Origin of the sequence: Hamadaea sp. NPDC050747, assembly GCF_040654195.1 — a bacterium.
Classification (GTDB): Bacteria; Actinomycetota; Actinomycetes; order Mycobacteriales; family Micromonosporaceae; genus Hamadaea.
The window spans coordinates 464,026-488,758 of record NZ_JBFAHM010000001.1; the positions used below are offsets into that span (position 1 = coordinate 464,026).

Genomic DNA, 24,733 nt, shown 5'->3' on the forward strand with positions numbered 1-24,733 from the left:
ATCCCCCCTCGGTTTCCCTCTTTATCTGTTTTCTCGGACTAACTACCCCCCAAGATTCGACCGAGAACCCTGATCCAGCGCCGTGAGGCAGCTAGCGCCGTGAGGCAGCTAGCGCCGTGAGGCAGCTAGCGCCGTGAGGCAGCTAGCGCCGTGGGGGAGCCGGCGCCGGGGGGAGCCGGCGCTGTGGGGAGCCGGCGCTGTGGGGAGCCGGCGCTGTGGGGAGCCGGCGCGTACGGGGGGAGGGGCGGCGAGCCGGGTGACGGCTAGGCGACAGGTCGAAGTGTCGGCGGGGTCGCGCGGCCGAACTGCGGCAAGATCTGCGTATGTTTTCGCGGCTTTTGTTGCCACTTGCACTAGTTGTCGTATCCATCCCGGCCCTCGCGAACGCGGCGGCGCACGCGACAGGGGCGACTCAAGCGACAGGGGCGACGCAGGAACAACGAGTCAGTCTGGTGTCGCGCTACACGGCCGCGAAGACGAGTGCGATCGCGCGTACCGACCGCTCGCTGCTGGGGCGTACGGACGCCGCTCAGGTGAGCGTGCTCGTGAAGCTGGCTCACGATCCCGTGGCGACCTATCGGGGCGGCGTACCGGGGTTCGCGGCGACGAGTCCGGCGGTCACCGGGCGGCCGCTGTGGGGCGGTCCCGCCGAGCAGGCGTACGAGCGGTTCCTGGCGCAGCAGGAGGACGTCTTCGGCAAGGCGGCCGCACGGGTGCCCGGCGTACGCCTGGGCCAGGGTCTGCGCACCGTCTACGGGGGACTGGCGTTGACCGTCCCGGCGAACCGGGTCGGCGATCTGCTCAAGATCCCCGGTGTCGGGGCGGTGCAGCGCGACGAGGTACGCCAGCCGCTGACCGACGCCAGCACCCAGTTCATCGGGGCCGACACCGTCCAGCGTGCCCTCGGCGGCCCGGCCGACGCGGGTGAGGGCGTGATCTTCGGGGTGCTCGACACGGGCGCGTGGCCGGAGCATCCGTCCTTCGCCGATCACGGCACCCTGTCCGCGCCACCGGCGAAGGCCGACGGCAAGGCGCGGGTCTGCGACTTCGGCACGAACCCGTTGACCGGCGTGAAGTTCCGGTGCAACCACAAGCTCATCGGCGGGCAGCCGTTCCTGGACGCCTACCTGAAGACCCACGGCAAGGAGAAGTACACGTCCGCCCGGGACAGCGACGGCCACGGTACGCACACCGCGTCGACTTCGGCCGGTGACGTCCTGAGCAGCGCCAAGGTGTTCGGGGTCGAACGCGGTCCGCTGCGCGGCGTCGCGCCGGGTGCCTGGGTCAGTGTCTACAAGGTCTGCGGGGCTGAGGGCTGTTTCTCGTCCGACTCCGCCGCCGCCGTCGCGCAGGCCGTCAAGGACGGCGTACGCGTCATCAACTTCTCCATCTCCGGCGGGACCGACCCCGAGACCGACCCGGTCGAGCTGGCCTTCCTCGACGCGTACGCCGCGGGCGTGTTCGTCGCCGCGTCGGCGGGCAACGAGGGCCCGGACGCCGAGACGGTGAACCACCTCTCGCCTTGGGTCACCACGGTGGCGGCGAGTACGCAGCGCCGTGAGTTCGACTCGACGATCACGTTGAAGGCCCCGGGCGCGAAGGACCTGACGCTGACCGGCTCCAGCATCACCGCCGGGATCTCCACCGCGACCCCTGTCGTGCAGGCCTTGGACGTCAAGGGGTACGACGGCGGCGCGCGCTGCCTGACCAAGCCGAAGAAGAACCTCTTCCAGGGCAAGATCGTCGTCTGCGAGCGCGGCGAGAACGCGCGCGTCGAGAAGGGCTACTTCGTCAAGCAGGGCGGCGGGCTCGGGATGCTGCTCTACAACCCCACGCTTTCCGACACCGAGACGGACAACCACTGGCTGCCCACCGTGCATCTCGCTGCCGGTGCGCAGCTTCTGGCGTACCTGAAGAACAAAAGCGTGACGGCGAGCTTCACCTCGGGGCGCGCCACGACCGGGCGGGGCGACGTGATGGCGGCGTTCTCCTCGCGCGGGCCCGGCGGGCTCGCGCTGAAGCCGGACGTGACCGCGCCCGGCGTGCAGATCCTGGCCGGCACCACGCCGACGCCCGAGGATCCGACCGGCGGCCCGGCCGGGCAGTACTTCCAGGCGATCGCGGGCACGTCGATGTCCGGGCCGCACGTCGCGGGCGCGGGCATCCTGCTGCGGGCCGCGCACCCGAGCTGGACCCCTGGTCAGATCAAGTCGGCGCTCATGACCACGGCCGTCACCAGGGTCGTCAAGGAGGACCTGAAGACGCCGGCCGACCCGTTCGACTTCGGCGCGGGCCGCATCGCGGTCGACATCGCCACCAACCCCGGCCTCACCTTCGACGAGAGCGCCGAACGGATGGCGAAGCTGGCCGCGGACCCGGTCGACGCGGTGCACCTGAACACGCCGTCGATCAACGCGCCGGTCATGCCGGGTCGCCTCACGACGATCCGGACCGTCCAGAACGTCTCCGGTCACCTGCAGACCTACCGGCTGACCAGCACGTCGCCGGCCAAGTCCGCGATCACCGTCGATCCGCCGACGCTGACCCTCGCGCCCGGCGCCGTCGGGCGGTTCGCCGTCGGCATCGCGTCGTGGGCGCCCAAGCGCCAGCTCTTCGGCGAGGTCCGGCTCGAGCCCGTCGGCGGTTCGGTCCCCACGCTGCACCTGCCGGTCGCGTTCGTCCCGCAGCAGGGCTCGGTCGCGCTCACCGCGAAGTGCGCGGGCTCGTCGTGCTCCTTCACCGCGACGAACAAGGGGTACGCCGAAGCACGCGTCTCGATGACGTCACGCTTTCCCTCCGGAGCCGCCGTCGGCCAGGTCACCGGGGCGTCGCGTACGTCGCTGGACACGATCGGACGCTCGAAGGTGACCCTCGCCGGGATCACGCCGGGCAAGCCGTCGCTGGCCGCCGCCTCGGGGTCGTACTACCAGCGCCCTGACGTGGCCGCCGACCCGATCGGCGACGAGGAGATCATCAACTACGACACCCCGAGGTTCCAGTACGCCGGCCAGGCGTACACCCGGATCGGGGTGACCTCCGACGGCTACCTGGTCGTCGGCGGCGGGACCGGCCAGGATGTGACCCCCGAGCCCAACGGGCTGCCGGATCCGAAGCGTCCCAACAACGTGCTCGCTCCGTTCTGGACGGACCTCGACGGCTCGTCCTCCGACGGCGTACGAGTCGACGTGGTGGACCGCGACGGAGCCCGCTGGATCGTCGTGGACTGGGACATGACGGTCTTCGGGACGTCCTCGGCGCGACGCTTCCAGGCGTGGCTGCCGGTCTCCGGAGTTTCGCCTTCAGCGAACAACATCCGGTACGCCTACGACCCGTCGGCGCTGCCGAAGGCCCCGCCCGGCGGCCTGAAGTACCTCGTCGGCGCGGAGAACGTGGCGGGGGCCGCCGGGGCTGCGCGTACCGGGCTGCCGACCGGCGACCTGTCGGTGCCGACGACCGCCGGTAAGCCGGGCGGGTCGCTGACCTACTCGGTCACGCTCTCGGGAGGCTCGGGATCCGTCACGACCTCGATGACCTCGTCCACGGTCCCCGGCACGACCGTCCTCCACACTCCGCTCTCCCCGCACTGACCTGCCCCGCCGTCCCTTCCCGCGCGACTTTCCGCGCGCTTTTCCGCGCGATCATGAACTACCGGCCATGATCGCCCGGCGTGTCGCGTACCTAGGTTCATGATCGATCCCGGCGGGCCATGATCAGCGCCGCCAAAGTCCGGCCGGGAAGGAGGCCGGGTCCTGCTGGGAAAGGGTGCAGCGTCACTGCTTGGCGGCCATCCGGGCTCGATAGGCTGTAAGGCATGGCTGATCTGCCCGGGTGGTATGACAACGACATCGACCGCGTGATCGTCTCCGAGGACGACATCCGCGCCAAGACCGATGAGCTGGCCAAACAGGTCGCCGCGGACTACGCGCAAGCGGACAGCGTCCTGCTGGTCTGCGTGCTCAAGGGCGCGATCATGTTCATGGCCGACTTCGCCCGGGCGCTGAGCCGCTATGGCCCACCCGCCGAGCTGGAGTTCATGGCGGTCTCGTCGTACGGCCAGGGGACCACGTCCAGCGGCGTGGTCCGCATTCTGAAAGACCTCGACCGGGACATCGCCGGCAAGCGCGTGATCGTGGTCGAGGACATCGTCGACTCCGGGCTGACCCTGAGTTGGCTGCTGAAGTACCTCGAGTCGCGGTCCGCCGCGAGCGTGGACGTGGTGGCGCTGCTGCGCAAGCCCGACGCGATCAAGGTGCCGGTCCCGGTGAAGTATGTCGGGTTCGACATCCCGAGCGAGTTCGTGGTCGGTTACGGCCTGGACTATGCGGAGCGCTACCGTGACATGCCATATGTCGGAGTTCTGAAGCCCGAGGTATACCAGAGATAGCGGTTACGGGTCTACGAGGCGTAGGCCCGTCGTCTCTCAGGGTGTTCACAGGGGCGCGCTGTTGCGGCAACTGTGACATCTACGGTGTACCGTCAAGTGACCTGACGGCCTACGTATCGATCGGGAGGTTTCGGGTGCGCCGCACCCGACAACAACGGTATGGAGCGACTCCCCTTTTATAAGCGCCCGTGGTTCTGGTTCGTGCTCGTCGCGGCCGCGATCGCGGTGTTCTTCGCGACCTACAGCAGCTCGGGGACCTACCGCGACGTCGATACCTCGGTCGCGCTCGCAGAGCTCAACAAGCCGGACAACGTCAAGAAGGTCCTGATTCAGGACAAGGAGCAGACGATTCAGCTCGAGCTGGCCAACAAGGCCAAGTTCGGCAGCGTCGAGACCGACAAGATCCAGGCCGAGTATCCCGCGCAGAGCGCCGATTACATCTTCGACCAGGTCCGGAACGCGAACCTCGCCGACGGCGGGAGCTACAACACCGAGGTCACCCAGGACTCCTGGATCACCTCGCTGATCTTCTCCTTCGCACCGCTGCTGCTCATCGTCCTGTTCTTCTTCATCATGATGTCGCAGATGCAGGGCGGCGGCTCGCGAGTGCTCAACTTCGGCAAGTCCAAGGCCAAACTGGTCAGCAAGGACATGCCGAAGACCACCTTCGCCGACGTGGCGGGGGCCGAGGAAGCCGTCGAGGAACTGCACGAGATCAAGGACTTCCTGCAGAATCCCTCGAAGTACCAGGCACTCGGCGCCAAGATCCCGAAGGGCGTCCTGCTCTTCGGCCCGCCCGGAACCGGTAAGACGCTGCTCGCCCGGGCGGTCGCCGGCGAGGCGGGGGTCCCGTTCTACTCGATCTCCGGCTCGGACTTCGTCGAGATGTTCGTCGGCGTCGGTGCGTCCCGCGTACGTGATCTCTTCGAGCAGGCGAAGTCGAACGCTCCGGCGATCGTCTTCGTCGACGAGATCGACGCCGTGGGCCGCCACCGTGGCGCCGGCCTCGGCGGTGGCCACGACGAGCGGGAGCAGACGCTGAACCAGCTGCTCGTCGAGATGGACGGCTTCGACGCGAAGGGCGGCGTCATCCTGATCGCCGCGACCAACCGGCCGGACATCCTCGACCCGGCGCTGCTGCGCCCGGGCCGGTTCGACCGGCAGATCGCCGTCGACACGCCGGACATGGAGGGCCGCAAGGCGATCCTCCGGGTCCACGCCAAGGGCAAGCCGTTCACGCCCGACGTCGACCTCGATGCGGTGGCTCGGCGTACGCCGGGCTTCACCGGCGCGGATCTCGCGAACGTGATCAACGAGTCGGCGCTGTTGACCGCCCGCAACGACAAGCGGGCGATCACCAACGACTACCTCGAGGAGTCGATCGACCGCGTCGTCGCCGGCCCGCAGCGGCGTACTCGGGTCATGTCCGACCACGAGAAGAAGATCACGGCCTACCACGAGGGCGGCCACGCCCTGGTGGCGCACGCGATGCCGCACTCGGCCCCGGTCCACAAGGTCACCATCCTGTCGCGCGGGCGGTCGCTCGGGCACACGCTGGTCCTGCCGACCGAGGACAAGTACACGCAGACGCGGGCCGAGATGATCGACACCCTGGCATACGCGCTGGGTGGCCGGGCCGCCGAGGAGCTCGTCTTCCACGAGCCCACCACCGGCGCCGGCAACGACATCGAGAAGGCGTCGGCGATCGCGCGGGCCATGGTCACCCAGTACGGCATGAGCTCCAAGCTCGGTGCGGTCAAGTACGGCACCAGCGGCGACGAGCCGTTCCTGGGACGCAGCTACGGTCACGAGAAGGACTACTCCGACTCGATCGCGGCCGAGATCGACGCCGAGGTTCGGGCGCTGATCGAGCTGGCGCACGACGAGGCGTACGCGGTGCTCGTGGAGTACCGCGACGTGCTCGACAACATCGTGCTGGAGCTGATCGAGAAGGAGACCCTCTCGACGGCCGACATGAACCGGATCTGCGCCCGGGTCACCAAGCGTCCGCCGATGGCCCCGTTCAACGGGTTCGGGAAGCGTACGCCGTCCGACCTGCCGCCGGTGCAGACCGCTGCGGAGCGCGCGGCGGCCGGTTCGGCCTCGGCCGGTTCCGCGGCCGCGACCGGCGGCCCGCAGTCGGTGACCGACGGCGCGACCCTGATCGAGGGGTCGAACTGAACAGCAGCACCCCGGTGACCCCGGACCCCGTTGACGCGGGTTCCGGGGTCACCGCTTCCGAACTGGACCTGCTCGCTGCCCGCCTGGTCGACGGGTCCATCAACGGCGGCCCCGTCGAGAAGGCCGTCGACCTCGAGCGCATCGAGCGCGCCGTACGCGAGATCCTGATCGCCGTCGGCGAGGATCCCGATCGGGACGGCCTGGTCAAGACACCTGAGCGGGTGGCCCGGGCGTACGCCGAACTCTTCGCCGGCCTTCGGGTGGATCCGCGGCGGGTGCTGCGGACCACGTTCGAGGCCGATCACGAGGAGATGGTCCTCGTGCGCGACATCGAGGTCTTCAGCCTCTGCGAACACCATCTGCTGCCTTTCCGGGGCGTGGCCCACATCGGCTACATCCCGAACGAGGACGGCCGGATCACCGGACTGTCCAAACTGGCCCGCCTGGTCGAGGTCTACGCCCGCCGTCCGCAGGTCCAGGAGCGCCTCACCTCGCAGATCGCCGACCTGCTGGAAAGCCAGCTCGGGGCGCGCGGCGTGATCGTGGTGCTCGAGTGCGAGCACATGTGCATGGAGATGCGTGGCATCCGGAAGGCCGGCGCGCGTACGGTGACGAGTGCGGTGCGCGGCATCCTCCGCTCGGACTCGAAGACCCGCACCGAGGCGCTGACCCTCATCAGCGGCCGGTAGCCGTCAGGGGCACCAGCCCCGAGCCAGCAGCACCGCTCGCAGCTCCCGGACGATGGTCGCCTGTTCGCGGTCGACGCGATACCGGTGGACCCGCAGGACGCGCCAGTCCGCCTCCTCATAGCCCTCACCGCCGTCACCTGGTCGCGAGAAGACCAGCGCCACCCGGAACCGGGGCCAGCCGAGTTCGGGCTGCAGCAGCACGCCGCGGGGACCTTCCACTGTGTAATGCGGGATCGGCCGGGGCAGCCCCTGTTGCAGGACGGCCAGCCGGAGCCGGGATGCGTCGGCGTCCCTGGAACGCCCGTCCGCCAGCTGGAAGGCGTGCTCTGCCTTCCGATACCCGCGGACGCCGGTTCGGCTCTCTGCGTACGCCTGAAGCTCGTCGGGAGTGACCAGCGCCCGCGCGAGCAGCCCGTCGAGGGTGGGGATGGCCTGTTCCAGCGAAAGCGACGCGGCCAGGTCCCATGCGGTACGCCGGGGCGACGTGACCATGAGCCCGTCGAGCACGTCGACGTCGGGCGGGTCGAGGGCGGTCTGGTGCACCTTGACCGCGGACCAGCCGCCCGGCTTGGCCGGCGGCGGAACCGTGACGTGCACCGGATCCCCGTAGTCGGCAGCGAGGTCGACGCCGTGCAGCCATGCCGCCGACGTATGCGAGAAGCAGGCCCGGCCGGGCAGGACGAGGGCGGCGGCGTGACAGTCGACCCCGTGGTCGAGCAGTACGCGCGAGTCGACGTAGATGTCGCGGCGGACGCGCCGCCACTCCTTGGTACGCAGTTGGTCGGTGGTCAGCAGCCCCTCGGCGACGGCGGCGCTGCCCCGGAACACCGTGAAGCTGAGTTCGGCGGGGCGGTCAAGCAGTTCCTCCATGACAGAGAACATTCGCGTCCCGCGTACGGCTGGCTCAATGCCTGTGGACAACGGGCCGCGCGTGATCGGCGGAGGGGTGTGGACGGCGTTGCGGGACCTTTGTGGATCTGTTATGCGGTGGCCCGCCACGCGTCCGCGTCGCCGATGGCCCCCGTGGCCAGGGTATGCGCCTCGTTGAGCCGCTCCCGGGCCTGTTCCAGCTTGCTGATCGCGTCGATGAGCGTGGGGGAGACTGTCCCGGCGGCGGTCAGCCGGAGCATCATGAGTGCCTCGTCGAAGGTCTGCCCGACCGCCCGCAGCCGGATCAGCGCCTCGCCCGTCTGCGACACCGTGGCCGCCACCCGCACCTTGACGTCCTCGACGCTGCTCATCGACCTACCTCACGATCCAGAGAGATGTCACCGGGTGATCCAGAGAAGCGTGAAGACCGCGGTCGACAGGAGCAGCGGCAACGCGACCACGGCCAGCCCCACCGCGGCCGTCCTCGTCCGGCTGACGACGCCGGTGACGATCCAGCCGATGCCGAACGCGCCGAACCCCAGCAGGAAGCCGGTGCACCCGGCGTAGAGCGGGCGCGTCCGCTCGTCCACGAGCAGCACGAACACGATCTGCGCCAGCAGCGCCACCGCGGCGAGACCACCGTAGACCCCGAGGTTCCGCGTGGTCGCCGACGGCGGCCGCGTGGGCGCCTGCGCCAACGCGCCGTCCGCGACGTCCACAGTCGACATCGCCTGCCGCAGCGCCGCCAGCACCACGGCCGGACCGCCCGTGACGGCCCGCTCCGCGCTCGCCGTCTCCGCCGGGCTCGGCACCAGCACCGGCATCGGGCGACCGCTCACCGTCGCCATCTCGGCCATCCGCTGCTGCTGCAACGCGAGCCGCGCGCGGATCGGCGGCAACTCCTCCCGTGCCGCACGCACCGCCGACTGCTCCGCCGCGACACCTGCGGCCGCCTCACGGCGAACCGCGTCCAGGCGCTCGGCCGCCTCCAGGTACTCCTGCCAGACCCCGGTCAGCTGCCGACCGCCGTCGCCCGCCGCCCGTCCGCCGCTCTCCGCCGCCGGGTCGTCGTCGCTCATGCCCGCGCTGTCGTCGCTCATTGGCCGGCCGCCGATCGCCCGCGCGGCGCTGTCTGTTCGTAGGACCCGGCTTGTTCACGGGGCGTCGCTTGTCCGGGGGGCGCTGCTTGTTCGCGGGGCGTCGCTTCGCTCGCTTGTTCGCGGGGGGTCGCTTGCCCGCGGGGCGTCGCTTCGCTCGTTTGCTCGCGGGGGGTCGTGAAGGGCACCATCACGGCGGTCAGGCCCGTGTGCCGGTCGTGGACCAGCGCGCGGCCCGGCCGCGGCTCCCACTGGATCGACTCGCCCAGCATCAACGCCACCTCAGGCCCCGGCACGTTCAAGAACACCAACCCGGCCACATCCTCCCGGCCCGTGGAGAACCCGACGTCCTCGGAGAACCGGCGCAGCTGCCGCCACCAGCCCAGCAGGTGCAAGCCTCGGCCCGGGTCCTCGCGGATCAGCGTCCGCGCCTCGCTCCCGGCCGTCTCCATCCCCCAGACCACGAGATACGCGTTGACGCGTGCCACGGTTTCCGGGATGTCGGCCTTCTCGGTGGTGATCGCGTCGTGGCCTTGGCTCTGCAGCTCAGCCCGCAGCGCCTCGACGGCGGCCACGCTCTGCGGGATCATCGGCGCCAGGACGAACCGGACCGAGCCCGGCCGATGCTGGGCGGCCAGGGACCGAACCGCCGCGACCAGGATGTCGGCGCCCTCGGCCGACGGCCCCAGGACGGCCAGATGCCGGCCGGGCGTCGCGTCGAACGGGAACGCGACGGTCGTCATGTTCACGTCGACCTGCCGCCCCAGCAGAGCCGCCTTCGTCGTCTCGGTCTGGGTCTCCTTCAGCGCCTGGTACAGCGGATCGTTGTCGAGATGCTGCTCGGCGTATCCGGAGAAGACCACCGGCGGCTCGTCGTGCTCGTCGCGGGCCTGCCACAGCCGTTGCCGCAACGCTGTCAGGATCTGCTGGTCGGCGTGCGGATCGGGGAACCGGACGAGCTTCTCGTGGGCCCGCCGGGAACCCCGCGGCCCGCCGAGGCCGCCCGCGGTGTTCACGATCGCCGTGCCCAACTGCAACGTCGCCGCCGACTCGTTCGTCGGTTCGAGCACGTCCGCGCCGCCCGGCAGCGCCACGCGTACGGGGAACTGGCCGAAGATGGAGTCGCGCTTGGCGTAGAGCGCCTCGATGCCCCGCACGGTCTGGCTCGCCAGAATCAGATGTATGCCGAACGACCGCCCCTTGCGGGCGACCGATTCGAGCAGCGCCACCGCCTCGGTGGCGATCCGGTCGGTCCCGGCCAGCAGCACCTGGAACTCGTCGATCACACAGACGATCCGGGGCAGCGTCTCACCAAGGTTCCGCAGGTCCACATAACGCGATACGCCGTTGGCCTTGAACATCTCGGCCCGCCGCGTCATCTCCGCGTCCAGCTCCCGCAGCACGGCCAACCCGTATGTGCGATCGCTCTCGACCCCGACCGCGCGCGCGTGCGGCAGCCAACTCGCGTCCCGAGGCGTCGGGATGAACTCGGAGAACGACACGCCCTCCTTGAAGTCCAGCAGGTAGAGGGCCAGCTCCTCCGGGTCGTACCGCGTACATAATCCGTAGAGGACGTCGATGAGGAACGCCGTCTTCCCGCCACCCGACCGGCCACCGACGAGCCAGTGCGGGGTCAGATCGGCGAAGTGCAGACTGATCGGCGTCTCCCCGGAGATGCCCACCGTCACGCTCAGACCGCCCGCCGACGACTCCGCCCACCAGCCGTGATCCGGATCCGGCAGCAGATCCAGCAAATGCACCGAGCCCTGCTGGGCGAACTGCGACCCCAACTCCTGACACACGCGGTCGATCAGCTCCAACGGCGGATCGGGGTCGAGATAGACGGGAACGTTGAACGGCTCCCGGCTCCGGCTCAACGACGCCCCCGGCGGATTGCCGACGAGCACATGCGGATTGCGTACGGAGATCTCGGTCGCCAACGGCAGCCGATCCTGCGTCGTCTCCGGCGTCAACGGTGCTGGCGGCCACCCGGCCACCACCATGTGCAGCCCATGCGCCGGACCCCGCTTGGCGAGGTCGACGATCCGGGCCAAGTCCGACGCGTCGGCCAACGCCGGCAGCCCGGCGATCACCAGCAACATGCTCCGGTCGCGACGCCTCGGTTTCGCCTTACGCTCCTGATCCGGGCGGCTGGGGCGTACCCAGTGCTCCGCCTCGGCGAGCACCGCCCGCAAGCCCTCCCGATCCGTCGCCGGCTCCGGCAGCAGACCAGTCTCCGACAGCGCCGCGAACGGCCCGAACACGTGCCCGTGCCCATCCACCGCCCGCACGATCAACGTCCCGGACGGCGCGGTAGCAAGCAACCGAACCACGATGCTCCGGATCGCCCCCGTCACCCGAGCGTCCCGAGCATCGGCCGAGAACGCCAAATGCCCCACGCCCAACAACGGCACAATCAACGGGAACCGGGCATCGTCCAACGGCTGCGCCGTCCCCACCCGCACATACTCCGGACGACGCTGACCGCCCAGCGGCGTACTGGCCGGCAGAGCGTCCAGCGGCTGCCCCAACCAACTCGGGGCCAGACTATGCGCCGCCGAACGCAGCCGCTCCGCCAACTCATGCTGCTCGGCGATATCCGTCCGCGGCAACGGCAGATAGGTGTCCAACGCACCAGCCGCCGCCGCGACAACCGCCGCCGCGTGCCGGTGCAAGCCGGCCGCCTGATCGAGAGGTGCGCTCGCCTCCGCCACGCCAGACCGCCTCCCATCTGCTTCCGGCCAAGACGGTAGCGCACGAGGCGGACATCGGCGTGTCACGCCGCGCGGCCGATCTCGATCGTGAGCGGAGACTCCGACTAATGCGGGAAGTGGAGCTCGTCGTGGATCTCGAGTCGAATCGGATCGATTGTGTGCGCCTCAACCGTGTTGAGGCGCTTTGCGACGGCGATGAGGCCGCCTCGAACGTTCAGATCCGGATCGATGCGGATTTCGTCCGCGTCAAACTGGACGTGGCAGTTAGGGCACAAGCACAGCACATTTTCTGGCACATCCGGCCCACCATGAGCGATGGGATCGATGTGAGCGCCATGTGCATGAGGCTTGCCCCGGAGGACGATCCTCGTCCGACAGATCTGGCACGTGTGTCGGTGCTGCAACTTGACCCAGCTGGTCACTTTCGTGTCGCGAATCCAGCCGACCACGGAGCGCATGCCACGGACGGGCGCGACGTTGCCCTTGGGGCTGGCTTGCTTGGGATCTCTGATGAAGTCAGTCAACGTGGCAAGGTCGACCGTTAGCTGATCATCTGGATTGACAAACTCCAGAGAGTAGAAGCACATGACGAAGCCTGCTTGCCCCTTCGCACGCCAATGATCGGTCACCTTGTACAGGCCGTCGTATCTAAAGCCAGCGGAAGGTGCGAAGCGTGACTTGCGGTGCCGGCCACGGATCAGCCGAACCGGCCGGCCGGGTCGCAATACTCATGATCAACGCGGCGTTCCCACGGTCAGCTGGACCCTGGTCCTGTACTTGTCGCCCGTTGAGCTGCCCGCCGTGGCCGGTGTACTTGACCTCGTATCCCCGGTCCTCATCGTCCGGGTAGCCGCCCGACATGACAATGGACTCGGCGCCGAGTCCTGGATCGCCAACGATTCCCGCCTGCAACGCCCGATGCAGACCAGCCGCGTATACCTCGCGGCGAGACTTGAACGTCGCCAGCAGGTCAACGCCTGGAATGGGTCCGTAACGCTGGGCCGAGGGGGCAGGCATACGAATGATGGTGGCGTACAAGTACGGCATTTCCAAACTGGCTAATGTCCGCTTGCGCGGGTCATCCCGACCAGCAAATGCGGCGCCATTGTCGGCTAGGCGAGGATAGGGGTGTGCCGGTCGTCGAAGCCTCCCTCATCGTCCCCGTCCCGCCCGAGGTCGCGTACGCGGTCTCGCAGACCACGGGCGAGATCCGCTATCGCTGGGATCCGTTCGTACGCGAGCAGCACTTCCTCGACGGCGCCAGGAAGCCGGCCAAGGGGGTCAGGACGTTCACCCGGTCGCGGCATGGGTTCACGATGGTCAGCGAGTATGTCTCCTACAACCCGCCCAGCAATGTCGGCATGAAGATGGTCGAGGGGCCGTGGTTTTTCGAGATGATGGGCGGCGGCTGGCGGTTCAGTCCGGCCGACGAGCCCGGGCATAGTGTCGCGACTTGGCGGTACAACTTTCGCTGCCGGCCGCGGCTGATCCGCCCGATCGCGGAGTGGGTCGGCCGGTGGCTGCTGCAGCGCGACATCGACCGGCGGATCGCCGGGTTCCGGAAGGGCTGCGGGGATCCGGTCGTCCTCGCCGCGGTCCAAGAACGATGACCCACAGCCCGAAAAGTGTCGCTGCGGCGCTGAAATGCGACACCGATCGGGCTGTGGATCATGCATCCCGAATCCATAGCCGAAGCCAAGCGAGCGGTCAGCCGTAGATGGCGAGCGATGGGGCGGTGACGAGCTGGATGAGTTGCGCCTGCGTGAGGATCGGGTCGCCGCCGAACGTGGGCGGCCGCAGGGTGCGGTAGTTGTCCGCGCTGGCGGTGATCAGCGTCGCGCCCGTCTGGAAGAGCACCATGAGGACGCGGGACCCGGGTCCGAGCAGGTCGCGATGAGACTCGATCATCACCTCGCGACCGTCGGGCAACGAGACGGTGGAGTCGAACCGCGGAGGCGACGTAGAGGATCGGCTGATTGTCACGTTCAGGCTGCCGGTGGGCGTACGCGCGCTGGACAACAACTGATCTGACAAGCCGACGGTCTGGAACGGCGCGGCGGCACGCCACGTCGACGGCAGATAGCGTACGCCGGGCAGAAGTGCGGGAACGGCGTCGACGAGGTAGCAGGAGACGCGCTCCGCCAAGGCGGGATCCGTCGGCAGGAGGGGAGAACTGGCGGCCAACGGGTCGGCCGTGATGTCGGGCGTCACATCAGATACGAGCGGTACCCGGGCCAGGCAGGGCGCCTCGCCGGAGAGCACCGTTCGCGGCTCGTTCGACGGCAGCAGGAAGCCGGCGAATGACAAAGCCACCAGGGCGACTGCGGAGAAGGCGCTGAGGCGGAACAGTCGCCGCCGTGCCCCCTGCGCTAGCAGGCCGGCCGAGGTGAGCGTCAACGGTGGTTCGTTCTCGACGACATACGTGCGCAGCTTTTCGCGTACCAGAAGATCATCCATGGGAATCTCCGAAGAGTGACCGAAGTTTGGCCAGGCCGTGCGCGGTCTGGCTTTTGACCGTTCCTTCCGCGATGCCGAGCAGGTCCGCGGCCTCGGCGACCGATATGTCCTCGAGGTGCCGTAGCACCACGAGCGCGCGTTGACGGGGTGGCAGCGCGTCGAGCGCCGCGCGGACGTCTAGGTCCAGGTCAGGCACCGGGTCCGCAGCGCGGTCCGGCACGTCGGCCACCGCGGTTTCGCGCTTCTTGCGCCGATGCGACAGGTACGCGTTGACGAGCGTCCGCCGTGAGTAGGCGTCGAGCGTGCTCGGATCGAGCCGCCGCCAATGCCGGTAGAGCTGTAGGAAGGTGTGCTGGACGAGATCCTCGGCGAGATGCCAGTCGCCGCTGAGGCCGTAGCCGAGCCGGCGCAGTGGAGCGGCCCGCGCGGCGAAGTATTCGGAGTAATCGGCCTTCCAGGTCATGCATCACATACGCGCCGACCCGACGCGGGGTTGCATGTCAGGCGTTGGCGATCTGCCGGTCGATGATGCGCAAGATGCGATCGACTGCGGCCGGGTCGATGCCTTCGTCGGCCCGTAGCCGCAACGCCTCGGCCTGCGCGGCGGCGTGGAGTTCGAGGTTCACCGCGCGCATGTGCCGGAACTGAGCGCGCTCCTCGATGAGACTCTCCGTCTCAGGGTTTGGACTGACCATGGCCACAATTCGCCGTACGCGCTGCCGCCACCGTTCGGCGTTCTCGTCGTCGAGGTCGCCGTCGGCGTGCAGTTCGGTGATCCGTTCGTTCATCGCGCCAACCACGCGAACAGCGATCTCCCGAGTCGCCCTCTCCGGGTCGGCCGTCGCGACCCCGATACGCTTGACCAGCCACGGAAGCGTGATGCCGGGCAAGATCAGGGTGACCATGACGACGACGAACGCGATGAGGATGAGCGTGCCGCGTTCGGGTGTCGCGGCCGGCAGCGACAACGCGGCGGCGATCGTGACCACGCCGCGCATGCCGGCCCAGCCGAGGATGATCGCCTCGCGCCAGTTCCCCGGCACCGTGCTCCGCAGGAAACGGTGCGCGAACAGGCCTGACGCCACCAGCCACACCATGCGTACGCCGATGAGAACGGCGGCGACCGCCAGCCCGATCATGATCTGGCGCCAGATGTCGTTTCCCGCATCGTCGATGATGGGCCGCAGCTCCAGTCCGATCAGGATGAACGCGATCGAGGTGAGCAGCAGATCCAAGGTCGCCCAGAACGCCGATCCCACCAACCGGGACTCCGCATCCTGAATGTGGTAGAAAGCTCCCCCCAAGACGAGTCCCATGGCGAGCACCGCGAGCACCCCGGAACCGCCGATCTCCTCGCCGGCGGCGTAGGCCGCGAACGGCAGGACCACGGTGAACGCGCCGGCGAGCACCGGATCGGTCAGCCAGTCGAGAATCTTGCCCGCGACCAGCGCCAACAGCAGCCCGACGCCGATGCCGAGCACGGACGCCGCGAGAAACTCGCGGCCCGCGCTGCCGAACGAGATGGTCCCGCCCACCGCCGCCGCGGCCAGGGCCGTATTGAAAAGCGTCAGCGCAGTCGCGTCATTGCCAAGCCCTTCGCCCTCGATCACCGCCACCATCCGGTGCGGCAGGCCGAGCTTCCCGGCCACACTCGTCGCGGCCACTGGGTCCGGCGGCGCGCAAGCCGCGCCCAGCGCGAACGCGATCGCCCACGGCACCTGCGGCAACAGGCTCGACAACACCGCCGCCACGGCGAACGCGCTCACCGCGACCAGCGCCACCGCCAGCGTCAGGATCGGCCGCAGGTTCGCGCGGATATGAGCCCAGCTTGTACGCGTAGAGGCGGCCCACAACAGCGGCGGCAAGAGAAAGGGGAGCACGAAGTTCGGATTGATCTCGATCTCCGGTACGCCCGGGATCAGCGCCGCGGCGATGCCGACCATGGTCAGCAGCACGGGATAGGGCAGCCCGAGCTTCGACGCGACGGGCAACGCCACGACCAGCGCGCCGACCGCGAGGATGAGCAGCTCGATACGATCCACGCCGATCATCCTCACCCCCGCGTACGCCACCAGCCGGCTGCCAGGCGGCGTGTCGCCGGGCCTACCTCTGGCTTCTCGCCAGCAGGTTCATGACGGCCCCGACGACCGCGACCAAAGCGCCGATCAACATCAGTACGCCGCCCCACCCGAACTCGCCGGCAGTCGTGGCGCCGACCTGAATCCGCGCGCCCAGGAACTCGGCCGACGTCGCCGTCTCCGAACTCTTCTCCGCCAGCGCATATCCGATCAGGACGCTAGCCGCGTACGCCGCCACCACCAGCTGCAACTGGCTCGTCCGGAAGGTCAGCAGACTCCGATCGCCGTTGAGCGCCCGGCTCAGCCCGAGCGCGAGCAGCAATAGCCCGCCCACTACGACGAACCACGTCAGTGGAGCGAGGAAGCCAGTCCACTCCCACGCCGAATACTCCACCGCCGAGCTGTTCCGAGTAACCGGCTGGTAGCTCATGAACGGAGCGAACGAAAAGCCCAGAATCAGTACGCCGCCCAGCATCACCAGCGCATCCGAGATCGGTACGCGCAAGTCGACCGGCTGCGCGACTGGCTGCTGCTGTGCCACGGGCTGCGTCATGCGCGCCACTATCCCGTCGGGTGTCCGATCTGTCCAGGGCGGCCTGTGTGACCAGCTGAGTACTTGGAGTTATCCACAGGCCCTTTCATCGATGTCTTGAGCGGTTTACGCTGCCTCCTGCGGCGATGGGGGATATCGATGACGATGCGCGGGATCGCGATCGACCTGCAAGCGGTGACGGACCTGTTCACCAAACTCAGCTCCGATGTGGACGTCGGCCTCGTGCCCGACGGAGAACGTGCGGCGCTCGGCGTCGGCTGCGGCGCCCGGTTCGGAACCGGATTCGCTGCGCTCGACGTCCAAGGGCACGTGAAAGCCAGCAACGTCGCGTTCAGCGGCGCGATCTCGCGTTACGTTGGCAACCTGCACGCGCACGTTGCCAACGCGCGGGCGCTATTGGCGTCTGTTGAGCAGGTGCTGAAGAACTACCGCTCGGCGGACGGGGTCGCGGCCGCGCTGGCGACTGCGACGATGAGTCGCTCGGGTGAGTACTCCGACGAAGCCACGGCTGCATCAGCAACCGCCCTCGCTGACGGCGTGACCTCGAGCCTTACGCCGCCACCACTTCCATCAGCGACGGTTCTGGAGTCGTCCGAAATCGCCTGGGGGAAAGCCTTCGACGTGCAGCGGATGAAGGACATCCTCTTCCGTGACAATCTTGGCGAGGCATGGAGCCAAGTGTCGGCATTGCGACTGCTCGGGCAGGCACTGGAAAATCACTACCGCAGAATCCTTGAGCTACGGCCGAAGCTGGCCTCGATCTGGCCAGCAGGTGCCTCGATCACCGCTGCAGAGGCCCAGACCAAACTTGACGATCACGCAAAGGCCGTCTGGCAGGATGCCCTGTGCGCACAGACCACCGCGAAGACGTTGGACGGCATAGTCTCCGCGATAACAACCGCGCGCACGAAGATCGCGCCGATCCACGACCGATGGCAGACCGTAACCGTCGACTTCGTGCCGAACGACTGGAACCCTGCGGCGATGGCGCTCAATAAGCAGGGCCGGCAGGTAATGAAGGAACTGGATGCGACAGTTGCCGACCTGCGTACGCAAATCTACTGGCCAAACGAGGCTTGGGTGGATCGCTCGGGGCCTGACGGAACAAGGGTAATTTCGGGAGCGTCGGAGAGTAATCCCTCGTCGGCGCCGGAGCGCCGCGCCAGCGCCCGTCGCCACGCCGGCGGCCTTAGGCCCGTGCCGCCAGCACCCGGAGTTAATCCCGCTGAAGGACCCGGACTCGCGAGTGGCACAACGCCGATTGGCGTTTCACCCGGAACACCCCCATCTACCTTGCCGGTACCACCAGGCCTAATATCCGAGGCTCCGTTCGGTGGCGCCTGGGTTCTTCCAAGTTCAAGCACAAGCGCTTACGGTCGGCTCCTGCCCATTCGAGGAAACACCTACACCACACCTGGCATGGCTAACGCCAACGTCGGCAGTCGGGTGCCTGGCGTATCCGGTACCAATCCTTCCGGAATGATGGGCGTTCCAATGAGCGGGTATGGGGGAGGGGCGGCCGCGCCTGGGGCCATAAGCCGACAGCGGATGGCTACAGAGCAATGGGAGGTTGAGGAGGGCGTGCCGCCTGTAATTGGCGAAACTGGGCCGTTCTTTCTGGAAGAAGACGAAGAAGTCGACGACGAGCAGCGGATACGCGAAGACTTTGAGGACTGGTACAACCGATACATGCTGCCCTGGAACGAGGGCCCGCAGTGACACGGTTGAGCCGAACCGTCCGATCGTGCGGTGCCGCAATGGTCGTCCTTATTGGGCTGATCGCCACCCCGGGGATAGCCCGTGCTGATGATCTGACGAGCGGGCAATGGTATGTATCCTTCCTCAAGCTAGCCGCAGCTCACAAGGTCACCACAGGCGCTGGGGTGACGGTGGCAATTATCGACAGCGGTGTTGACGCCACGCATCCCGATTTGAGAGGGCGTGTGGTTTCCGGGGCCGACTTCACAGAGGGTGGTCAGGTAAGCACTGGCGACGGGACCCGGGATATTCGTGGCCACGGGACGCAAATGGCTGGTCTTATCGTTGGGAACGGCAGGGTTCAGGGCGTTGCGCCCGGTGCGACGATTGTCCCGATCAATGACCATACCACTACCGATGCGCCGTCCTCTGGCGCACTCGTGGAAGGAATTAAGTGGGCGGTCGCGCACAACGTGGACGTAATCTCGATCTCGGCGGGTGGGCCTGATAGCCCGCTGCTCAAGCGGGCTGTGGACCTGGCCATTCAGCACGACATAGTGGTGGTCGCGGCCGCAGGAAATGTGGGCCAAAGTACCGAACTCAGGTATCCTGCGGCGTATCCCGGCGTCGTGGCTGTGTGCGGCGTCGACAGGCAAGGAAATCACTCGTCAGTCTCGGCGACCGTGCCACCGCCCGTCCTGTGTGCACCGAGCGATAACATTTCCAGCACTTATCCAGGAAGCCGGTACGCCGTTGGTTCGGGTACGTCCCAAGCGACGGCTCTCGTTGCGGGATCTGTGGCGCTTATCCGCGCGAAGTTTCCCAGTATCTCGGCCGCTGATGTCGTCAATCGACTCGCCGATACCGCGACTGACAAGGGAGAACTGGGACGCGATAATGTCTATGGCTATGGCATAGTCAATATTCTCGATGCTCTGGTGAAAGACGTTCCTCTGCTTGGAGAATCGGCTGCCGTTGCGGCTTCGACTGGCCAGCATGGGACCAACGACGGCGGCTCCTCCGGCAGGTGGGAGCCGTGGTATCTAGCGTTGGGTGGCCTCGTATTCCTTGTGTTCATGGCCGTGGCAGGCGCGGCATCGGCGGCTCTAGTTACTAGAAGTCGACGTCAAAGATGAGCCGAACGGCAGGTATTCGGAATCGCCCGGTCAGTCGATGCAGAACAGCTTTGAGGCATCCGAATTATGGATCCCGGCAGAGAAGCCCTCTTGACGCCTTTTGCCGTATTAGCGCTGATCTGAAGGGGCGTTGTGGCATCACGAACATTACCCTGAGTGAGCTGTTGACCGGAAAGGTTGCTCTGGCTGACTGGCGGGCCTGATCGCGGTTCGAGACCCGGATAAGCTACCGATGTGGCGATGGGAAGGCTCAAGCGGGCGATGTTGATCGTGTCGGCAGCTATCGCGATCGTTGCCATTGGCGGTGGCGTGATGATCTTTCGGGCGTACGACCAAGCGACGAAGATCGATCGTAGTGTGTCTAAGGTCGTGGTAAGGAACTTCGTTGATGCATTCTTGGTGCGTCGCGACGATCAACGTGTTGAACTCTTTACCTGCAAGGACGGGGCAAAGTTGGGCGCCATCGCCGCGCTTCGCGAGCAGCTCAAGAGTGAAGAGGCCGCTGGTGGCGTCACAACGAGGGTCGTCATAACGCAGTCCGTCGAGGAAGACGAAGGCCGCCGCGTCGATGTCGAACTGCAGCTGAACCAGGGCTCCGGACTGCATACGGACCGTCGTACGCAATATTGGCGGTTCACGATGGTGGATCAGGATGGCTGGCGCGTCTGCGGAGCCGAGCAGCTTCCAGAGCCAAGCCCCAGCGCAAGCACCACGCCGTCGGCTACTCCACCCACAGCAGGCTGAGGAAGACCGCACGAGTGGGCGGCACCAATCCTGTTGCTGCCCACCGGTACCAGTCTCCTTCGGCGGCGACGCGTACCTGGGCCTGCGCCTTGCCTGCGTAGGACTCGGTCACGGCGCGAAGTCCGCGCTCTGCGGTGAAATCGTCGGATCGTTCAGGCATGGCGACGAGGCGCCGGCCGGTGAGATACGGGACCTCTTCAGCTCGGATGGCGCGGCGTACTGGTGGTTCGTCGAGGCTGACGGGGCCTTGCTTCTTTGCGTCGGGCCCGTCGTCGCCGACTGTTTCCACCCACACGCGTTCGGCCGGGATCAGTGGGGCGAACACTTCGATCCGGTCTTGCTCAGCGCGATACCAGTCTGCCTCCGGCATCACCGGTACGAGGCTTCGGGACTCTTGGCGTACCAGTGAGTCTGCGCGGAGATCGGTGCGCCAGCCATGGCCTGGCAGTCCCACGATCACGCGTTTTCCGCGGAGCTCGCCCGCGTACTTCATGGCCGGAACCGGCACGATGGGCGAGGGCCAGCGGTAGAGCTCGTTGGCCCAGCTGGCGAAGTCCGCTTCGGTCATGGGTGCAACTCCGCAGGGTTAGGGCGCTTCTCCGAGGGGCGCGCCACGGGCGGCCATGAACGGCACCGGATTGACACCGCCTGCGAATGACCGATCGCCGTTCAGGTGCGTTTCAAAATGAAGGTGAGGCCCGGACGAGTGTCCGGACGTGCCGACGAGGCCGATGATTTGGCCGGCCGAGACCCGGTCGCCGACGGAGACGAACGGCCGTTGGACCATATGGCAGTACCGCGTGATGACCTGGTCAGCGTGCAGAATGTCGACGAACCAGCCGCAACCCGGGGTACTGGGTGAACCGTCGCGGTCGCAGTTTCCGACGTCGCACTTGCTGACGATGACAACGCCAGCCGATGCCGCGCGGATACGCGTGTAACGCGAGGCGCCGAGGTCGACGCCGTTGTGGGTGGGTCGGTCCGCGGTTCGGAACCCGGAGACGATGCCCGCCTTCACCGGCACCGTCCAGCCCGAGGCCGCGATTTCTCCAGGCCCGGCGCACTTCAGGTCCGCGGCGGCTGCGGCCGCGAGGCCCGCGCCGTCCGCCAGCGTGTTGACGATCGTCGTCGCGAGCGGCTCGTGCTTCGCATAAGCATCTGGATACGCCGACCGCTGAACGGCTTGGGCGGCAACCGTCAACGGAATGGTCGCCCAGTCCGGCACCTTGAGGAGCTTCTGATAAAACTTCTTCGACGCGTAGCGGGGATCCATGATCTGTTCCGGCGTGCCCCAACCTTGGCTCGGCCGCTGCTGGAATAGGCCGAGCGAGTCGTGGTCGTTGCGTTCGCCGAGGAAGCCGTGGTTCGTCAGGCTGCTTTCCTGCATCGCGGTCGCCACTGCGATGATCCAGCCTCGCGGTGAGACCTTCATCTCGTGACCCACGTTGATGATGATGGCCGCGTTGCGGATCTGCTCCTCGCCGTAAGGCCCGATGCGCGGCATCTGCTTGTTGGGGTCGATGACCCCCTTCTGCCCACAGGTGAACGCGTTGTTGCCGACGCTTGTGCCGCCGAGCTGATCGAGCGTGAAAGCGCCGAGGCCACCTCCGCAGCAGAGGAGGACGAGCGTTGCGACCAAGGCGATCCAGAGCGCTGGGCGCGGACGCCGGCGACGGCCGCGAAGTGTTTCGTGCTCCTGAGCGTCGAGGACCGCAGGGTCCGGCCCGTCGCTGCTCATGTCCGCTCCCAGTCGACGCCGTCGACAAACCAGTGTCCAGCGGGTCCCACGAGGCGGAGCACCAAGCGTCCACTATCGAGTGGAATGCTCGCTTGGGCGGCGGACTCGGAGTAGATCACAAGTGCCACGTCCCCGGTGACCTTGCTGGCCGGGACGGCGCCGGGATCCACATCCTTGAGCTGGTCGATCAGCTGCTGAGTGCAGTGCGGTCGGAGTGCGTCCAGCCACTTGTCGGCCGAGCGCGTCCGTTCAAGCCAGCTTGCCGCGAACGCCGAGGCCACTTGGGTCGGCGGCGCAGCGCCTTTGGCGACGCTGGGGCTGACTGTCGGCATGGCGGACACCACGCCGTCGTCCGGACCGTAGCTCTTCGTCGTGGTGATCTCCACGCCACTCTGGCCGACCGAGTCCGGTGCCCAGCCAGAATGCGACGCCTTGTCGCCGAAGAGACGCGCAGCACCCACCAAGAGAGCCACGATCGCGGCGAGAACCAGGGCGACGCCTACCCGAGAACGGAGGATACCGGTGAGCACCGCGCGCATGACTATCTCGCCTCTGCTCTCACCACCGGCCTGGCGGAGCTCGGCTCCGACGCGGAGTCGCGGGCGGCGTCAGGCCGGTAGAGGGCCTGGCTCGGCGCGGCCTCGGGAAGATTCGGGTCCGACCAGCGGCGCTGCTCCGGCAGAGCCTCGCTGCGAACGAGTTCGCGCTGAATGGTCTCGGTGACCACCGGGCGTGTCTCGCCGGGCGAGTCGGGTCGCGTCTCGGGCCGTCCGGCGATCGCGACGGCTGCACCGGCCGCGGCGCCACCCGCAGCCGTTGCTGCTGCTGTTGCGGCTGCTGGCCGGACGAGGGCGCGGGCCCATCCGTTCGACGGCGTGCTGCCGCCGAGCTGCGTCACCCGCCGATACGGGCGGAGCAGGATCCACGCCACGATGCCGCAAAGGAGCATCAGCACAACCTGCAGCCAGCCGGGCAGGCTGGGGGTGCTCATGATCAGATCCACCGCAGACAGGTAGACCGCCGCTCCGGTGCCGAAGATCGCGATGTTGAAGACAGCGGCGAGCACCGAGCCGGCGAGGCGCCGAAGGCCGGCGCTGGCCGGGCGCAGGAGGCCGACCGTGCCCAGTGCCGGAGCGGCGATCACGGCCCACCGGAAGATCAAGAAGCCCAGCAGGACCAGGATCGACGCGACAATGTCGAAGATCGCGAAGGAGATGGCCGAGAGGATTGCGACGAAGCCGGCGCCGATGCGTTCCATGCCCTTGGTGCCGCGGAGGTACTCGTAGGCGTCGGGGTCTTCGGTGCGAATCTGCTCCGCAACCTTCATCCAGTTCTGCTGCTTAGCACGGATGAGTTCGTCGCGGTCTTGCGCGCGCTTAACGGGGTCGGTCTCCCTCTGAAGAGCAGAAACGTCTCCCCAGGTTAGTGACTTTGCATCGTAAAGCGCTGGGCCGTACTTCAACGCCGTCTCGCTGTCAGCGGAACCGAGCGCGCCGCGTACCCAGTTCCGGTAAAGCAACGTCTCCGTCGCCGTGTCGCTAGACCTGACGGCGGGCGGCCGGTTGTCGGTGCAGTCAGGGGTCTCGTTGACCTTCCCCTTGCATCGCTCAGGCACGTGGGTGGTGGATGACGGTCCCACCGCGTCATGGACGACACCGAGGGTACTCGTGAGCGCCTGGTCGGCGAGGTTCGCCGAGTGCACGGGCCAGGCTGCGATCGCTGTTACGGCGACCATGACGAAGATCGCCCATCCGGCGGTGGTCATGGCTCCCGACATGTTGGCGTTCCTCGACCGCCAGATCAGGTAGAGACCAACAACCCCGAGGGTGATGATGCCGAAGACGGAGAAGACCTTCGAGTAGATGGCCTGAGTCGCGTTCTTCACCAGCGGATCGGCCCAGCCCCACATCTGGCCTGGGTCCCACGCGCGCTCGCGGAGAGCGTTGGAAGCACCGACGATTCCGCTGGCCAGCATGAACTCGCCGTTAGCGACGGTGTTCTCGAACTTGTAATCGGGATGCATCAAGGTTTGAGCGCATCCGATGTCGTAGGTCGTGTAGTCGTACCCGGCGTATCCGTAGGAGCTGTAAAGGCCAAGGCCGATGCTCGCATCGTCATTCCAGGTGGGTTTGCTGAGGAACCACCCAGCCATCCCGTTGTCCGGCGCTTCCGGCGTGGGTGCTTGGAGGCACTGCGCCCGGGACGCCGCCACGTCCTGCAGCCGGTCGATGCAGGTCTGGAGGGGGTACTTCTGCCATTCCTCCAGCGAGCAGGCGGGTTCGCCGGGGGCGGCGGCGACCACCGTCGAAGGTCCCGCGACTGCGGGCGTACCGAAGAGCGTGCCGATCCCGAGAACCAGGGTGGCGAGCACCCCGTAGACGAGTCGCCGCATCG

The 24,733-nt window shown here is 67.4% G+C and carries 22 protein-coding genes; 8 read left to right on the forward strand and 14 right to left on the reverse strand.

Annotation, left to right across the window (positions count from 1 at the left end; genetic code table 11):
• The first annotated feature begins 452 nt into the window (after positions 1-452).
• The 4 genes from AB0H43_RS02205 to folE all read left to right on the forward strand — a co-directional run bounded on the left by AB0H43_RS02205 (position 453) and on the right by folE (position 7,254).
• Positions 453-3,587: a S8 family serine peptidase gene (locus AB0H43_RS02205; protein ID WP_359995069.1), complete on the forward strand. Its 3,135-nt coding sequence runs from the start codon at positions 453-455 to the stop codon at positions 3,585-3,587.
• A 224-nt stretch (positions 3,588-3,811) separates the two neighbouring features.
• Complete coding sequence (hpt, locus tag AB0H43_RS02210) at positions 3,812-4,384, forward strand: hypoxanthine phosphoribosyltransferase (RefSeq protein WP_359995072.1); 573 nt, start codon at positions 3,812-3,814, stop codon at positions 4,382-4,384.
• A 159-nt stretch (positions 4,385-4,543) separates the two neighbouring features.
• Positions 4,544-6,565 carry an ATP-dependent zinc metalloprotease FtsH gene (gene ftsH / locus AB0H43_RS02215; protein ID WP_359995075.1) on the forward strand — a complete coding sequence of 674 codons (2,022 nt, stop codon included), beginning with the start codon at positions 4,544-4,546 and terminating at the stop codon, positions 6,563-6,565.
• Between the two features lie 14 nt (positions 6,566-6,579).
• Entirely contained in the window at positions 6,580-7,254 is a 675-nt protein-coding gene (gene folE, locus AB0H43_RS02220; protein ID WP_359995078.1) for a GTP cyclohydrolase I FolE, read from the forward strand.
• A 3-nt stretch (positions 7,255-7,257) separates the two neighbouring features.
• Here folE and AB0H43_RS02225 read toward each other — a convergent pair whose 3' ends face one another.
• The 6 genes from AB0H43_RS02225 to AB0H43_RS02250 all read right to left on the reverse strand — a co-directional run bounded on the left by AB0H43_RS02225 (position 7,258) and on the right by AB0H43_RS02250 (position 12,982).
• Positions 7,258-8,124, reverse strand: coding sequence for a hypothetical protein (locus AB0H43_RS02225; protein ID WP_359995079.1), 867 nt, complete (start codon positions 8,122-8,124; stop codon positions 7,258-7,260).
• A 110-nt stretch (positions 8,125-8,234) separates the two neighbouring features.
• Positions 8,235-8,495 (reverse strand): hypothetical protein, encoded by a 261-nt coding sequence (locus tag AB0H43_RS02230; protein WP_359995082.1) that lies wholly within the window; start codon positions 8,493-8,495, stop codon positions 8,235-8,237.
• A 27-nt stretch (positions 8,496-8,522) separates the two neighbouring features.
• Positions 8,523-9,224 (reverse strand): hypothetical protein, encoded by a 702-nt coding sequence (locus AB0H43_RS02235; protein WP_359995085.1) that lies wholly within the window; start codon positions 9,222-9,224, stop codon positions 8,523-8,525.
• The gene (locus tag AB0H43_RS02240; protein WP_359995088.1) at positions 9,221-11,935 is read right to left on the reverse strand and encodes an FtsK/SpoIIIE domain-containing protein; all 2,715 of its coding nucleotides are present in this window, start codon (positions 11,933-11,935) and stop codon (positions 9,221-9,223) included. The genes AB0H43_RS02235 and AB0H43_RS02240 overlap by 4 nt, the downstream gene beginning before the upstream one ends.
• Positions 11,936-12,039: 104 nt before the next feature.
• Positions 12,040-12,660 (reverse strand): YDG/SRA domain-containing protein, encoded by a 621-nt coding sequence (locus tag AB0H43_RS02245; protein WP_359995091.1) that lies wholly within the window; start codon positions 12,658-12,660, stop codon positions 12,040-12,042.
• Positions 12,584-12,982, reverse strand: a complete 399-nt coding sequence (locus tag AB0H43_RS02250; RefSeq protein WP_359995755.1) for a YDG/SRA domain-containing protein — start codon at positions 12,980-12,982, stop codon at positions 12,584-12,586. Before AB0H43_RS02250 ends, AB0H43_RS02245 begins: the two co-directional genes overlap by 77 nt.
• Before the next feature lie 83 nt (positions 12,983-13,065).
• Between AB0H43_RS02250 and AB0H43_RS02255 the strand changes: the two genes are divergently transcribed.
• The gene (locus tag AB0H43_RS02255; protein ID WP_359995094.1) at positions 13,066-13,545 is read left to right on the forward strand and encodes an SRPBCC family protein; all 480 of its coding nucleotides are present in this window, start codon (positions 13,066-13,068) and stop codon (positions 13,543-13,545) included.
• A 97-nt stretch (positions 13,546-13,642) separates the two neighbouring features.
• On the opposite strand, the gene AB0H43_RS02260 is transcribed toward AB0H43_RS02255, so the two are convergent.
• The 4 genes from AB0H43_RS02260 to AB0H43_RS02275 all read right to left on the reverse strand — a co-directional run bounded on the left by AB0H43_RS02260 (position 13,643) and on the right by AB0H43_RS02275 (position 17,023).
• Positions 13,643-14,392, reverse strand: coding sequence for a hypothetical protein (locus AB0H43_RS02260; protein WP_359995096.1), 750 nt, complete (start codon positions 14,390-14,392; stop codon positions 13,643-13,645).
• The gene (locus AB0H43_RS02265) at positions 14,385-14,855 is read right to left on the reverse strand and encodes a SigE family RNA polymerase sigma factor (RefSeq protein ID WP_359995098.1); all 471 of its coding nucleotides are present in this window, start codon (positions 14,853-14,855) and stop codon (positions 14,385-14,387) included. The genes AB0H43_RS02260 and AB0H43_RS02265 overlap by 8 nt, the downstream gene beginning before the upstream one ends.
• Before the next feature lie 37 nt (positions 14,856-14,892).
• A complete protein-coding gene (locus tag AB0H43_RS02270; protein ID WP_359995101.1) occupies positions 14,893-16,434 on the reverse strand; it encodes a sodium:proton antiporter in 1,542 nt (513 codons plus the stop codon).
• A gap of 61 nt (positions 16,435-16,495) precedes the next feature.
• A complete protein-coding gene (locus tag AB0H43_RS02275) occupies positions 16,496-17,023 on the reverse strand; it encodes a hypothetical protein (RefSeq protein WP_359995104.1) in 528 nt (175 codons plus the stop codon).
• Between the two features lie 138 nt (positions 17,024-17,161).
• Between AB0H43_RS02275 and AB0H43_RS02280 the strand changes: the two genes are divergently transcribed.
• From AB0H43_RS02280 to AB0H43_RS02290, 3 genes are all read left to right on the forward strand, one after another.
• Positions 17,162-18,742, forward strand: a complete 1,581-nt coding sequence (locus AB0H43_RS02280; protein WP_359995106.1) for a hypothetical protein — start codon at positions 17,162-17,164, stop codon at positions 18,740-18,742.
• Between the two features lie 38 nt (positions 18,743-18,780).
• Positions 18,781-19,857, forward strand: a complete 1,077-nt coding sequence (locus AB0H43_RS02285) for a S8 family serine peptidase (RefSeq protein ID WP_359995109.1) — start codon at positions 18,781-18,783, stop codon at positions 19,855-19,857.
• Positions 19,858-20,097: 240 nt separating this feature from the next.
• Positions 20,098-20,601 carry a hypothetical protein gene (locus AB0H43_RS02290; protein ID WP_359995112.1) on the forward strand — a complete coding sequence of 168 codons (504 nt, stop codon included), beginning with the start codon at positions 20,098-20,100 and terminating at the stop codon, positions 20,599-20,601.
• Here AB0H43_RS02290 and AB0H43_RS02295 read toward each other — a convergent pair.
• Genes AB0H43_RS02295 through AB0H43_RS02310 form a run of 4 tightly spaced genes read right to left on the reverse strand, consistent with a single transcriptional unit; the run spans position 20,579 to position 24,731 of the window.
• Positions 20,579-21,169 (reverse strand): hypothetical protein, encoded by a 591-nt coding sequence (locus AB0H43_RS02295; RefSeq protein ID WP_359995115.1) that lies wholly within the window; start codon positions 21,167-21,169, stop codon positions 20,579-20,581. The genes AB0H43_RS02290 and AB0H43_RS02295 overlap by 23 nt on opposite strands.
• Positions 21,170-21,187: 18 nt before the next feature.
• Complete coding sequence (locus AB0H43_RS02300) at positions 21,188-22,339, reverse strand: M23 family metallopeptidase (RefSeq protein ID WP_359995118.1); 1,152 nt, start codon at positions 22,337-22,339, stop codon at positions 21,188-21,190.
• Positions 22,336-22,878, reverse strand: coding sequence for a hypothetical protein (locus tag AB0H43_RS02305; protein ID WP_359995121.1), 543 nt, complete (start codon positions 22,876-22,878; stop codon positions 22,336-22,338). The genes AB0H43_RS02300 and AB0H43_RS02305 overlap by 4 nt, the downstream gene beginning before the upstream one ends.
• 2 nt (positions 22,879-22,880) lie before the next feature.
• Positions 22,881-24,731 (reverse strand): MFS transporter, encoded by a 1,851-nt coding sequence (locus tag AB0H43_RS02310; protein ID WP_359995124.1) that lies wholly within the window; start codon positions 24,729-24,731, stop codon positions 22,881-22,883.
• Positions 24,732-24,733: the final 2 nt, after the last annotated feature.

Excerpts from the sequence above, each read along its gene's own strand:
- AB0H43_RS02275 (WP_359995104.1), bottom strand. The coding sequence starts at position 17,023 with ATGACGCAGCCCGTGGCACAGCAGCAGCCAGTCGCGCAGCCGGTCGAC.
- AB0H43_RS02250 (WP_359995755.1), bottom strand. The coding sequence starts at position 12,982 with ATGCCGTACTTGTACGCCACCATCATTCGTATGCCTGCCCCCTCGGCC.
- hpt (WP_359995072.1), top strand. The coding sequence starts at position 3,812 with ATGGCTGATCTGCCCGGGTGGTATGACAACGACATCGACCGCGTGATC.
- ftsH (WP_359995075.1), top strand. The coding sequence starts at position 4,544 with ATGGAGCGACTCCCCTTTTATAAGCGCCCGTGGTTCTGGTTCGTGCTC.
- AB0H43_RS02260 (WP_359995096.1), bottom strand. The coding sequence starts at position 14,392 with ATGGATGATCTTCTGGTACGCGAAAAGCTGCGCACGTATGTCGTCGAG.
- AB0H43_RS02225 (WP_359995079.1), bottom strand. The coding sequence starts at position 8,124 with ATGGAGGAACTGCTTGACCGCCCCGCCGAACTCAGCTTCACGGTGTTC.
- AB0H43_RS02235 (WP_359995085.1), bottom strand. The coding sequence starts at position 9,224 with ATGAGCGACGACAGCGCGGGCATGAGCGACGACGACCCGGCGGCGGAG.
- AB0H43_RS02265 (WP_359995098.1), bottom strand. The coding sequence starts at position 14,855 with ATGACCTGGAAGGCCGATTACTCCGAATACTTCGCCGCGCGGGCCGCT.
- AB0H43_RS02280 (WP_359995106.1), top strand. The coding sequence starts at position 17,162 with ATGACGATGCGCGGGATCGCGATCGACCTGCAAGCGGTGACGGACCTG.
- AB0H43_RS02295 (WP_359995115.1), bottom strand. The coding sequence starts at position 21,169 with ATGACCGAAGCGGACTTCGCCAGCTGGGCCAACGAGCTCTACCGCTGG.
- AB0H43_RS02300 (WP_359995118.1), bottom strand. The coding sequence starts at position 22,339 with ATGAGCAGCGACGGGCCGGACCCTGCGGTCCTCGACGCTCAGGAGCAC.
- AB0H43_RS02310 (WP_359995124.1), bottom strand. The coding sequence starts at position 24,731 with ATGCGGCGACTCGTCTACGGGGTGCTCGCCACCCTGGTTCTCGGGATC.
- AB0H43_RS02290 (WP_359995112.1), top strand. The coding sequence starts at position 20,098 with ATGGGAAGGCTCAAGCGGGCGATGTTGATCGTGTCGGCAGCTATCGCG.
- AB0H43_RS02305 (WP_359995121.1), bottom strand. The coding sequence starts at position 22,878 with ATGCGCGCGGTGCTCACCGGTATCCTCCGTTCTCGGGTAGGCGTCGCC.
- AB0H43_RS02230 (WP_359995082.1), bottom strand. The coding sequence starts at position 8,495 with ATGAGCAGCGTCGAGGACGTCAAGGTGCGGGTGGCGGCCACGGTGTCG.
- AB0H43_RS02285 (WP_359995109.1), top strand. The coding sequence starts at position 18,781 with ATGGTCGTCCTTATTGGGCTGATCGCCACCCCGGGGATAGCCCGTGCT.